At 64.0% G+C, this 12154-nt stretch carries 10 protein-coding genes; 8 read left to right on the forward strand and 2 right to left on the reverse strand.

Annotation, left to right across the window (positions count from 1 at the left end; translation table 11 throughout):
- Positions 1 to 3: 3 nt before the first annotated feature.
- The 7 genes from JHD59_RS03245 (at position 4) to ugpQ (ending at position 7475) form a co-directional block, all read left to right on the forward strand.
- Positions 4 to 1344, forward strand: coding sequence for a cytochrome ubiquinol oxidase subunit I (locus tag JHD59_RS03245; protein ID WP_043624362.1), 1341 nt, complete (start codon positions 4 to 6; stop codon positions 1342 to 1344).
- Positions 1341 to 2351, forward strand: coding sequence for a cytochrome d ubiquinol oxidase subunit II (locus tag JHD59_RS03250; RefSeq protein WP_071109320.1), 1011 nt, complete (start codon positions 1341 to 1343; stop codon positions 2349 to 2351). Before JHD59_RS03245 ends, JHD59_RS03250 begins: the two co-directional genes overlap by 4 nt.
- A gap of 186 nt (positions 2352 to 2537) precedes the next feature.
- Positions 2538 to 3857 carry a sn-glycerol-3-phosphate ABC transporter substrate-binding protein UgpB gene (gene ugpB / locus JHD59_RS03255; protein ID WP_199153128.1) on the forward strand — a complete coding sequence of 440 codons (1320 nt, stop codon included), beginning with the start codon at positions 2538 to 2540 and terminating at the stop codon, positions 3855 to 3857.
- A gap of 56 nt (positions 3858 to 3913) precedes the next feature.
- Positions 3914 to 4795 (forward strand): sn-glycerol-3-phosphate ABC transporter permease UgpA, encoded by an 882-nt coding sequence (ugpA, locus tag JHD59_RS03260; protein WP_199153129.1) that lies wholly within the window; start codon positions 3914 to 3916, stop codon positions 4793 to 4795.
- Positions 4795 to 5634 (forward strand): sn-glycerol-3-phosphate ABC transporter permease UgpE, encoded by an 840-nt coding sequence (gene ugpE, locus JHD59_RS03265; protein WP_199153130.1) that lies wholly within the window; start codon positions 4795 to 4797, stop codon positions 5632 to 5634. The genes ugpA and ugpE overlap by 1 nt, the downstream gene beginning before the upstream one ends.
- A gap of 13 nt (positions 5635 to 5647) precedes the next feature.
- On the forward strand, positions 5648 to 6760 hold the full coding sequence (locus tag JHD59_RS03270; protein ID WP_199153131.1) for a sn-glycerol-3-phosphate import ATP-binding protein UgpC: 1113 nt from the start codon (positions 5648 to 5650) through the stop codon (positions 6758 to 6760).
- Positions 6723 to 7475, forward strand: a complete 753-nt coding sequence (ugpQ, locus tag JHD59_RS03275) for a glycerophosphodiester phosphodiesterase (protein WP_199153132.1) — start codon at positions 6723 to 6725, stop codon at positions 7473 to 7475. Before JHD59_RS03270 ends, ugpQ begins: the two co-directional genes overlap by 38 nt.
- A gap of 6 nt (positions 7476 to 7481) precedes the next feature.
- On the opposite strand, the gene JHD59_RS03280 is transcribed toward ugpQ, so the two are convergent.
- The gene (locus tag JHD59_RS03280; protein ID WP_199153133.1) at positions 7482 to 8210 is read right to left on the reverse strand and encodes an ABC transporter substrate-binding protein; all 729 of its coding nucleotides are present in this window, start codon (positions 8208 to 8210) and stop codon (positions 7482 to 7484) included.
- 474 nt (positions 8211 to 8684) lie between these two features.
- On the opposite strand from JHD59_RS03280, the gene JHD59_RS03285 reads away from it, so the two are divergent.
- Positions 8685 to 10100: a sodium:alanine symporter family protein gene (locus tag JHD59_RS03285; RefSeq protein WP_199153134.1), complete on the forward strand. Its 1416-nt coding sequence runs from the start codon at positions 8685 to 8687 to the stop codon at positions 10098 to 10100.
- Positions 10101 to 10133: 33 nt separating this feature from the next.
- Here the strand turns inward: JHD59_RS03285 and JHD59_RS03290 are convergent, their stop codons facing one another.
- Entirely contained in the window at positions 10134 to 12149 is a 2016-nt protein-coding gene (locus JHD59_RS03290) for a methyl-accepting chemotaxis protein (RefSeq protein WP_199153135.1), read from the reverse strand.
- Between the last annotated feature and the right edge of the window lie 5 nt (positions 12150 to 12154).

Here is a 12154-nt window from a genome sequence, read left to right on the forward strand (position 1 = left end):
GCCATGGAGCTCGATCCCGTCACGCTGGCGCGCATCCAGTTCGCCACCAATATCAGTTTTCACATCCTGTTTCCCACCATCAACATCGCGATGGCCTGGGTGTTGTTGTTCTTCAAGATGCGCTTCCGCCAGACCGGCGATCAGGGCTGGATGGACGCCTACGGCTTCTGGGTGAAGATCTTCGCGCTGTCCTTCGCGCTGGGCGTGGTGTCCGGCGTGACGATGAGTTTCCAGTTCGGCACCAACTGGCCGGGTTATATGCAGACGGTGGGCAATATCGCCGGCCCGCTGCTGGCCTATGAAATCCTGACGGCGTTTTTCCTGGAGGCGGGCTTCCTCGGCATCATGCTGTTCGGGCGCAGCAAGGTGTCCGAGGGCGTGCACACCTTGGCGACCTTCCTGGTGGCCTTCGGCAATACCGTGTCGGCGTTCTGGATTCTGGCGCTGAACTCCTGGATGCAGACGCCCACCGGCTTCGTGATGCGCGACGGCCGCGCCCATGTCGTCAGCTGGCTGGAAGTGATCTTCAACCCGACCTTGCCGTACCAGCTGACCCATATGCTGCTGGCTTCCGGCCTGACCGTGGCGTTCCTGATCGCCGGCCTGTCCGCCTACCGCTACCTGCGCGGCGAGCGCGGCCGCGGCGTCATGGTGGCCTTGAAGAGCGGCGTGTTCCTGGCGGCGTTGCTGATTCCCTTGCAAATGTTCGTGGGCGACATGTCCGGTTTGAACACGCTGAAGCACCAGCCGGCCAAGCTGGCGGCGATCGAAGGCATCTGGCACACCGAGAAGGATGTGCCGCTGCTCTTGTTTGCGCTGCCGAATGCCGAAACCCGCAGCAACGACTATGCGCTAGGCGTGCCGCAGCTGGGCAGTCTGATCCTGACCCACACCTGGGGCGGCGAGATCAAGGGCTTGAATGAGTTCGAGCATCATCCGCCGGTGGCCAAGGTGTTCTGGAGTTTCCGCGTGATGGTGGGCATGGGCATGCTGATGCTGCTGGTGTCCTGGCTGGCCGCCTGGCAGCTGAAGAAGCGGGGCGAGCTGCCGCAGGCATTGGCGCGGGTGTTGGTGGGCATGACGTTTGCCGGCTGGATCGCCACCCTGGCCGGATGGTTTGTCACCGAGATAGGGCGCCAGCCATGGCTGGTGACGGGCGTGCTGACCACCGCCCAGGCGGCCGGGCATGCGACGGCGCCGATGCTGTTCACGTCGCTGAGCACGTATCTGGCCTTGTACGCGCTGCTGCTGACCGCTTATATCTCGGTGCTTTTTTACCTGGCGCGCAAGGCCGGCGCGCATGAGCTGGCGCACGAACCGCAACTGAAGGAGAAACTGGCATGAGCGAGGCATTCTACCTGCCGGCGATCTTCGCCGGACTGATGGCGTTGGCGATGCTGGTGTACGTGATTCTGGACGGCTTCGACCTGGGCGTCGGCATTCTGTTGCCGCTGGCGACCGATGACGAGAAGGATGTGATGGTGGGCTCGATCGGCCCGTTCTGGGACGCCAACGAAACCTGGCTGGTGCTGGGGGCGGGCCTGTTGCTGGTGGCGTTTCCGGTAGCGCACGGCGTGGTGTTCGGCGCGCTGTATCTGCCGGTGCTGGCCATGCTGGTGGGGCTGATTCTGCGCGGCGTGGCCTTCGACTTCCGCGTCAAGGCGCAGGACCCGCACAAGCCGTGGTGGAACGCGGCCTTTGCCGGCGGCTCTCTGCTGGCCGCGCTGGCGCAGGGCGTGATGCTGGGCCGTTTCCTGACCGGCTTCGCCGAGGGCGCTACCGCCTGGCTGTTCGCGCTGGTGGTCGGCGCGGGGCTGGCGCTGGCCTACGCCTTGCTCGGCGCCTGCTGGCTGGTGATGAAGACGCACGGCAAGCTGCAGGCCAAGGCGATCGTCTGGGCGGAATACGCGCTGTACGGCGCCGGCTTGGCCGTGCTGGCGGTATCGGTGGTGACGCCGCTGGCCAATCCTGGCATCGCCGCCAAATGGTTCGCGCTGCCGCAGTTCCTGTTGCTGCTGCCTTTGCCGCTGGGCTCGCTGGCGCTGTTCATTCTGCTTTGGCTCAGCCTGCCCAGGCTGGCGCGGCGCCAAGCCGCCGGCAACGACAGCTTCTGCTGGCTGCCGTTTGCCGCCAGCGTCGGCATCGTGCTGTTGTCGTTCTGGGGCCTGGCTTATAGCGTGTTCCCGCAGATGGTGATCGGGCGGATGACAATCTGGCAAGCGGCGGCCGATCCGGAGGCGCTGTGGGTGATTCTGTGGGGTGCTGTGGTGGTGCTGCCATGCATCATCGGCTACACCGCTTTTGCTTACCGGGTGTTCTGGGGCAAGGCCGATAAGCTGAGTTACCAGTAAAAGCGCGCGGACGCGTTTGTAAAAGGGCACGCCTTGCGTGCCCTTTTTGCATGGATGGCATGAGCAAATTTGTAAATGGGCGCTTGTTGAAATTCTGATGACATATTAATGTAACGATATTGTCATTTTGTCCGGCCACAATCCGCCGCTTGACGACATGTCCGCCCACGACATCTGGAGATCACGATGAAGTTTGCTCTGTCCCGCCGCGCCGGCGCGCTGGCCCCCCTGCTGCTGACGCTGTCCCTTTCCGCCCAGGCCGCCACCGAAATCCAGTTCTGGCATTCCATGGATGGCGCGCTGGGCGACCGCGTCAACGCCATCGCCGCCCAGTTCAACGCCAGCCAAAAAGATTACAAGGTGGTGCCGGTGTACAAGGGGCAGTACGACGAATCGCTGGCCGCCGCCATCGCCGCTTATCGCAGCGGCAACGCGCCGGCCATCGTGCAGGTGTTCGAAGTGGGCACCGCCACCATGATCCAGGCCAAGAAAGCCATCAAGCCGGTTTACCAAGTGATGGCCGATGCCGGGGAAAAGCTGGACGAGAAAGCTTTCATTCCGGCCGTAGCAAGCTACTACTCCGACGCCAAGACCGGCCACCTGCTGTCCTTGCCGTTCAATAGCTCCACCCCGGTGCTGTACTACAACAAGGATGCGTTCAAGAAGGCTGGCCTGCCGGACGCGCCGCCCAAAACCTGGCCGGAGCTGGCCGCCGCCGCCGCCAAGTTGAAAGCCTCCGGCATGCGCTGCGGTTACAGCACCGGCTGGCAAGGCTGGGTGCAGCTGGAGAACTACAGCGCCTGGCACAATCTGCCGGTCGCCAGCCAGGACAATGGCTTTGGCGGCACCAACGCCGTGCTGCAGTTCAACGGCCCGACTCAGGTCAAGCACATCGAGATGCTGGCCAAGATGGCCAAGGATGGCAGCTTCAGCTATGCCGGCCGCAAGGACGAGGCCACGCTGAAGTTCTACAGTGGCGAGTGCGGCATCATGACAGGCAGTTCCGGCTCCCTGGCCAATATCCGCAAGAACGCCAAGTTCAATTTCGGCATGGGCATGATGCCTTATGACCCGGCGGTGAAGGGCGCGCCGCAGAACGCGCTGATCGGCGGCGCCAGCCTGTGGGTGATGGGCGGCAAGAGTCCTGCCGAATACAAGGGCGTGGCCAAATTCTTCAAGATGCTGACTTCGCCGACGGTGATGGCCAAATGGCACCAGGACACCGGCTATCTGCCGGTGGTGACCGCCGCCTATGAGCTGAGCCGCAAGGACGGCTACTACCAACAGAACCCCGGCGCCGACATCCCAACCCTGCAGATGCAGAACAAGCCGCCCAAGTCCTATACCCGCGGTCTGCGCCTGGGGTATATGCCGCAGATCCGCACCGTGGTGGATGAGGAGCTGGAGGAGGTGTGGACCGGCAAGAAGAGCGCCAAGGACGCGCTGGACAACGCGGTGCTGCGCGGCAATGAGCTATTGCGCCGCTTCGAGAAGACCGCCGGCTGATTTCACGTTCCATGAGCGGGTAGCCGGGCGGCTGTCCGCTTTGTCCTGGTGCCCGCATGCAAAACCGTACTTACTTCCCCAACCGCTGGCTGGGCTTGGCGCTCCTGGCACCGCAGCTGGCGATCACGCTGGTGTTTTTCCTGTGGCCGGCGTTGGAGGCGCTGTGGCAATCGGCGCATATGCAGGACCCGTTCGGGCTGGACAGCCAGTTCGTCGGCCTGGCCAATTTCAGCCAGCTGTTCCATGACCCGCTGTACCTCGGCACCATCCAGACCACGCTGCTGTTCAGCGCCTTGGTGACGCTGCTGGGCACCGGCAGCGCGCTGATCCTGGCGGTGATGGCCAATCAGATCGTCTGCGGCAAGCGCGTCTACCAGACGGTGTTGATCGCGCCTTACGCCATCGCGCCTTCCGTCGTGGCCGTGCTGTGGCTGTTCCTGTTCAATCCCAGCCTGGGGTGGATCAGCTATCTGCTGCGCGGCATGGGGTATGAGTGGAACCACGCGCTCAACGGCGGCCAGGCGCTGCTCTTGGTGGTGCTGGCTTCGGCCTGGAAGCAGATCAGCTACAACTTCCTGTTCTTCTACGCCGGCCTGCAGGCGATACCGGCGTCGCTGATAGAGGCCGCCGCGATAGACGGCGCCGGCCCCTTGCGCCGCTTCCGCGACCTGGTGTTCCCGCTGCTGTCGCCGACCAGCTTTTTCCTGCTGGTGGTCAACCTGGTGTACGCCTTCTTCGATACCTTCGCGGTGATCGACGCGGCCACCGGCGGCGGCCCGGGCAAGTCCACCGAGACCATGATCCTCAAGGTGTATCTGGAAGGCTTCAAGGGCCTGGACCTGGGCAGCTCGGCCGCGCAATCGGTGGTGCTGATGATCGTGGTCGGCATCCTGACGCTGATCCAGTTCCGTTACGTGGAAAGAAAGGTGCAGTACTGATGGTGGAAAACCGTAAAGGGCTGGACCTGTTCTGCCACGCGATGTTGATCGCAGGCGCGCTGGTCGTGGCCTTCCCCTTGTATCTGATGTTCGCCGCGGCCAGCCAGAGCGCCGATCAGGTGACGCGGGTGCCGCTGTCGCTGCTGCCCGGCGGCCAGCTGTGGACCAACCTCTCCACCGTGCTGTGGAGCGGCAGCGGCGGTCTGGCGGTGCCGCTGGCGCGCACGCTGTGGAACAGCCTGGTGATGGCGCTCTTGATCGCCATCGGCAAGATTTTCATCTCCTTCCTGTCGGCTTACGCCATCGTTTATTTCCGCTTTCCCTTCCGCAAGACCGGCTTCGCGCTGATCTTCGCCACGCTGATGCTGCCGGTGGAAGTGCGGATTTTCCCGACAGTGGAAGTGGTGACCCAGATGGGGCTGATCAACAGCTACACCGGCCTGACGCTGCCCTTGATCGCGTCCGCCACCGCCACCTTCCTGCTGCGCCAGTTCTTCATGACGCTGCCCAAGGAGCTGATGGAGGCGGCGCGGGTGGACGGCGCGGGGCCGATCCGCTTCCTGATCGACGTGGTGCTGCCCTTGTCGCGCACCAATATCGCGGCGCTGTTCGTCATCACCTTCATCTATGGCTGGAACCAGTACCTGTGGCCGCTCTTGGTCACGCATGATCCTGCCATGTCCACCGCGGTGATCGCGATCAAGGGCATGCTGGGCGAGGGCGCGGTGCAATGGCATCTGGTGATGGCGTCCGCGCTGTTGACGCTGCTGCCGCCGCTGGTCGTGGTGATTTTCATGCAGCGCTGGTTCGTCAAGGGCCTGGTAGACAACGAAAAATGAGAAGGCGCGCCATATGGCAAAACTGAGTCTGAAGAATATCGCCAAGCGCTATCCAGGCGCCGAGCGCAAGGTGCTGGAGGACATTTCGGTCGAGATCGGCGACGGCGAGTTCGTGGTCATCGTCGGTCCGTCCGGCTGCGGCAAGTCCACGCTGCTGCGCATGGTGGCAGGGCTGGAAAGCACCGAGGATGGCGAGATCCGCATCGGCGATCGCCTGGTCAACCCGCTGGAGCCCAAGGACCGCGACATCGCCATGGTGTTCCAGAACTACGCCCTGTATCCGCACATGACGGTGGCGCAGAACATGGGCTACGCGCTCAAGCTCAAGGGCATGGCCAAGACCGCCATCATGGAGCGGGTGCTGGCCGTGGCCAAGGTGCTGGAGCTGGAGGCGCTGCTCGAACGCAAGCCGCGCGAGCTGTCCGGTGGCCAGCGCCAGCGCGTGGCCATGGGCCGCGCCATCGTGCGCGAACCGGCGGTGTTCCTGTTCGACGAGCCGCTGTCCAATCTGGACGCCAAGCTGCGGGGCCAGATGCGGCTGGAGATCCAGCAACTGCACCGCCGTCTGTCCACCACCAGCCTGTATGTCACCCACGATCAGGTGGAGGCGATGACGCTGGCCGACCGCGTGATCGTGCTGAACAAGGGCCATATCGAGCAGATCGGCGCACCGGATGAGATCTACGACCGGCCGGCCTCCACTTTTGTCGCCAGCTTTATCGGCTCGCCGGGCATGAACCTGCTGGACGCCGAGGCCGACCCGCGCGGCGAGCGCCTGCTGCTGGGGGATGGCTCGGCATTGACCTTGCCGCAGGCCAGGAGTGAGCTGGCGGGACGCAAGTTGCGCGTCGGCATCCGGCCCGAACACCTGCGCCTGGGCGGCGAGCCGGGCTTGAGCTTTAGCCTACGGGTGGACAGCATCGAGATGCTGGGCGCCGATAATTACGTCTACGGCTTGATGGCCGGGCAAAACGCGGTGGCGCGGCTGGCCCACGGCCAGCGGCCTCAGCCGGGCAGCCGGCTGGAACTGACGGTGCGGCCGGAGGCGCTGCACCTGTTTGACGCCCAAACACAACGGAGAATCGAGTATGTCGCAGCACCTGAAGCAGTCCTGGCCGTATCCTGAGCTCGTCGCCCACCGCGGCGGCGGCACGCTGGCGCCGGAGAACACCCTGGCCGGCTTCCGCGAGGGCATCCGCTACGGCTACCGCGCGGCGGAGTGCGACGTGAAGCTGTCGGCCGACAACGTCTGCTTCCTGCTGCACGACGACATTGTGGACCGCACCAGCAACGGCCAGGGCGAGGCCAAGCTCAAAACCATGGCCGAACTGTCGATGCTGGACGCCGGCGGCTGGAAGGGCGCGGCGTTCGCCGGCGAGGCGCTGCCGACGCTGGCCAATGTGGCGGCTTACTGCCGCGCCCAGGACATGCTGCTGAACATCGAGATCAAGCCGTGTCCGGGCCGCTTCGAGGAAACCGGCCGCCTGGTGGCGCAAGAAGCCGCGCGGTTGTGGGCCGGCGCGGCGGTGCCGCCCTTGCTGTCTTCGTTCGAGATCGACGCCTTGCGCGCGGCCCAGGCGGCCGAACCGGCGCTGCCGCGCGCCTTTCTGTGCGAGGACATTCCCGCCAACTGGCGCGAGATTCTGCGGGAGTTGGACTGCGTGGCGCTGCACTGCGACCACCATGCGCTGACCGCCGAACTGGCGCGCGACATCAAGCAGGCCGGCTACCAGCTGCTGTGCTACACGGTGAACGATACGGCGGACGCCGAGCGGCTGCTGGCCTGGGGCGTGGACAGTTTGTGCACCGACCGGCTGGATCTGCTGCCGGCGCGCCGCTAGCGCCGTTCAGGGCGACCAGCGCTGCTGGATGGCTTGCAGCTGGCCGTTCTGCTGTAATTTCCTCAGCGCGGTCTCGAACTGCCGCGCGCGCGGGTCGCCCTTGGCGAAGGCCACATAGCGCGGCATTTCCACCAAGGGTTTGGACAGCACCCGCACCTGGTTTTCCGCCTGCAGCTGCTGGATGAAGTACAGCAGCTGCGTCTTGTCGCCGACGATCACATCCACCCGTCCCGCCAGCAGCATCGCCACCAGCTGGCGCGGCGTGGTGGCGTGCAGGTCGCGTTCGAGGTCCGCCTTGTCGAAGTCGGTTTCGTAGCTGTAACCGTGCACTTGGCCTATCAGGTAAGGCTTGAGATCGTCCAGGCTGCGCCAGTAGCGCAGGCGGTTCTGCGTCAGCGTGATGAACACGGTTTGTCCGGTGCGCAGCGGCCCCACCAGCTCATATTGGGCGCGGCGCTCAGCCGTGCCGGTGAAGACGAAGCCGGCGTCGGCTTCCTTCTGCGCCAGCTGCAGCTTCACTCTTTCCCAGGGCAACAGGCTGATGCGGAACGGCGTGCCGGTTTCCCGCATCACCGCGCTCACCAGCTCCACGTCCAGCCCCTGCGGGCTGCTGCCGTCCCGGCCCAGGTAGCTGTACGGTTCGAAGCTGGCGTCGGCGACCAATCGCCACGGCGGTTCGCCCGCCAGACAGGCGAGGCACCACAGCGCCAATACCCAGTTGCCTATCGCTTTCATGCTGCTTGCCGCTCCGATTGCCCGCCATGCGCGCATTTTCAGATTAGCATCTATCCACTTCAGGCTGAATAATTCATTTGCTTGAAAATGATTGGCAAAAAGTCCATCCGGGTCGGGCGCAGCCGACAGCTGTTGCAGGATGGCTTCACCTTGCCATCCGCATGCCGCGGCTGGGCCTTTCTAGGCTGGAATTATCTTATCGCGGCTTATATAGCGATTTCCCGCGGCAATGAATTCAGCGCATCTACGCTTGCGCAATTGTTTCATTGCCATTTGTTAAGGTCTTTTGCTAGATTCGGCCACTTTGCCGCCAGCGCTGCGGCAAGCCAATCGGCAGGGGCTGACGCCGAATCTGCTTTCTGTTCTCAAGGTGCTTATCCCGGCGCCAGATCGGGATTCATCCAACCTTCCATTCCCGCGGCGACGCATATTGCCGCTGCGGGAAGGTTTACGCTCAGAACGCCAAGGAGAACCATGGAGTTGTTTCATTCACTGATCAATGCCGTCAACGATGTGTTGTGGGGCAAGATACTGATCGCGCTGTTGATCGCGGTCGGCCTGTATTTCACATTGCGTTCCGGCCTGCTGCAGCTGCGCCTGTTCCGGCGCGGCTGGCAGGAAATGACCGGCGGCCGTGGCGGCCACCGCAGCAAGAACGATATTTCGCCGTTCCAGGCCTTCGCCACCGGGCTGGCCAGCCGCGTGGGCACCGGCAATATCGCCGGCGTGGCCATCGCCATCGCCGTCGGCGGGCCGGGCGCGGTGTTCTGGATGTGGCTGACCGCCTTGCTCGGCATGTCCAGCGCCTTCGTCGAATCGACGCTGGCGCAGCTGTTCAAGACCAATCACCATGACGAAACCTTCCGCGGCGGGCCGGCCTACTACATCCAGAGAGGCCTGGGCCAGCGCTGGCTGGGCGTGGTGTTCGCGCTCTGCCTGATCCTGGCCTTCGGCCTGGTGTTCAACGCGGTGCAGGCCAACTCCATCGTCGCCGCCACGGCCGGCGCCTGGGGCTGGCATCCGCTGTTCGTCGGCGTGGCGCTGACGGCGATGACCGCGCCTATCATCTTCGGCGGCATCCGCTCCGTGGCGCGGGTGGCCGAATGGCTGGTGCCGGTGATGGCGCTGATTTACCTGGCGATGGCCTTCTACGTGCTGGCCATCCATGCGGCGGAACTGCCCGGTCTGGTGGTGCTGATCGTCAAGAGCGCGCTGGGCCTGGAGCAGGCGGCCGGCGGCGCGGCCGGTTACGCGGTGAGCCAGGCGATGATGCTGGGCATCAAGCGCGGCTTGTTCTCCAATGAGGCGGGCATGGGCTCCGCGCCCAATGCCGCGGCCACGGCGGCGTCGCGCCACCCGGCCAGCCAGGGCGCGATCCAGATGTTCGGCGTGTTCATCGATACCATGGTGATCTGCACCGCCACCGCCGCCATCATTCTGCTGTCCGGCGTGCATGACCAGGGTTTGAGCGGCGTGGCGCTGACTCAAAAGGCCATCGAATCGCAATTCGGTCCGCTGGGCGTATCGTTCCTGGCGGTGGCGATGTTTTTGTTCGCCTTCACGTCCATTCTGGGGAATTACGCCTACGCCGAAGGCAATGTCGAGTTCATTCTCAACAGCAAGCGCGGTCTGCTGGCCTTTCGCTTGCTGGTGCTGGCGATGGTGCTGTTTGGCGCGCTGGCCAGCCTGCCGCTGGTGTGGGACATGGCCGATCTGGCGATGGGACTGATGGCGCTGATCAATCTGGCCGCCATCCTGCTGTTGTCGCGCTATTTCTTCATTGTGCTCGGCGATTACCAGCGCCAGCTGAAGGCCGGCGTGGTGGTGCCGGAATTCAAGGCGGACCGCTATCCCGAGTTGGCCGACAAGGTGGAGAAGGGCATCTGGTAAGCCAAAGCCCGCCGGCTTTTCGATTCGGCGCGGCTACACGGTGAAGCGGCCGGCCACGCCGAGCAGCCGCGCCGAAATCGTCTGCAGCTCGCCGGCGGTTTCGGCGCTGGCCTTGACCGCCATCGTGTTCTGCTCGGACATCTTTGAGACCTGCTCCACATTCTGCGCCAGCGTCTGGCTGGCGTGGCTCTGTTCGCGCAGCGAATCGGTGATCTGATGGATGCTGGCCAGCACGTCGGTGATGCGTTGGCGTATCTCATTCATGCTGTTGCCGGCCGCCCGCGCGCGCTGCTGGCCGTCCATGATGGCGCGCATGCCCACCTGCATGCTCTGCGTGCCGCGTTGCGCCGTGCTCTGGATCTGGCTGACGATGTTGCTGATTTCGGTGGTGGACAGCGCGGTGCGTTCCGCCAGCTTGCGCACCTCGTCCGCCACCACGGCAAAGCCGCGTCCCATTTCGCCGGCTCGCGCCGCCTCGATCGCCGCATTCAGCGCCAATAGATTGGTCTGCTCCGCCACGTCGCGGATCACATCGACGATGCCGGCGATGGATTCGGACTGTTTCCCCAGCTCGCCTATCGTGTCCGACACCGTGGACACGTCGCGCACGATGCCGTCCATGCTGCTGCTGGTGGCGGCGATCACCTTGTCTCCCTCGCCGGACTCGTGGACGGCGTCGGTGGAGAGCCGATCCGCTTGTTCCGATTGTTCCGCGCAAACCGACAGACTGGTGCTCAGCTGCTCTATCGCGGCGGCCATGCTGGCGGCGGCCTCGTTCTGCTGGCAGCTGCTGGAGGTGATGCTTTGCGCGCTCTGCGCCATCAGGGACGCCGCGCCGTTGACTTCGTTGGCGGTGGAGATCAATTGGGATACGGTTTCCCGCAGCTGATTGCGCATGCTGCGGATGGTGGCGAGCAAGCTGGATTCGTCGTTGTCGCGCAACTGGATGCGGGTATCCAGCCGGCCGGAGGCGATCTGCTCGACGACTTCCTGCACGTAGAAGGGCTCGCCGCCCAGTTGCAGCGTGATCGACAGATACAGTTGCTGGAACAGGAAGATGGCCAGCAGCATGGCGGCGAAGCTGATGCCGATATAGGTGTCGCGTTGCAGGGCGGTGCGGTCTATCCGGGCTTGCAATAGATCGTTCAACCTAGCCAGCCCGCTCGACATGTAGGCCGAGATGGCCTGGACGTTTTCGGCGGTATGGCCGGCGATCTTCAGCCCGCTGGCGCCGGTCTTGCCGGCGACGGCGTCGTCTATGCCCTGGCCCTGGTTTTTCAGGATGGCGGCCAGCTTGTCGCCCAAGGGCGCAAGATCGGCTTTCAATCCCGCGTTGTAGGCGAAGGCCTTGCCGACGTCGCTGACCAGGCCGTCGCTGGCTTCTCCGATCAGCGGGCGCAGTTCGACCAGCCTGTCTCGTTGTCCGGATTCCAGCGGATGATTGGCCTCTGCCAGCGCGGCGACGGCATGCGCTTCGCCCAGGTGGATCAGCAAGGTCGGCAGCTTGGAGGTTGAGGCATCCATCAGATAATAGGTATCGATGTCCGGGTCCAGCGTCAGGTTGGAATTGTCGCTGATGGCGCCGATCAGGTTGTTCAGCTTGTCGTTGAAGGCGGCGTAGGCGGCAATCTGCTGCGCAGGCGCAGCATTGCCGGCGGCCTGCAAAGCGTTCCAGCCGGCAAGCGTGTCTTTCCAGGCGCTGTCGCTGTTCAGCGTGCCGCCAATCTGATCGTTGACCGTTTTCAAGGCCTGCCATTTGGTCTGCAGTTGCCGAGTCGCATCGCTCAGGCCGCTGCGGGCCTGGCTGTCGCCCAGCGCCGCGCGCACCGCCAGCTCTTGCTGCAACTGCACGGCGGCAAGGCAGGCGGTCAGCGGCTGCATATAAACGACGCCGATTTTTTCCTTGTTGGTGAACTCGATGTTGTCCTGATTGGTTCGATACAGGGCGTAGACCAAGTAGAGCAGCGCGAAGGCGAACAACAGTCCGATGACGGCAAAACGCTTGGGATAGCTGAGGCGTTGCATCAGCCGGACGATGGGGGTGGTCATGGCGA

Origin of the sequence: Chromobacterium sp. ASV23 (genome assembly GCF_016428945.1) — a bacterium.
GTDB classification, from domain to species: Bacteria; Pseudomonadota; Gammaproteobacteria; order Burkholderiales; family Chromobacteriaceae; genus Chromobacterium; species Chromobacterium sinusclupearum.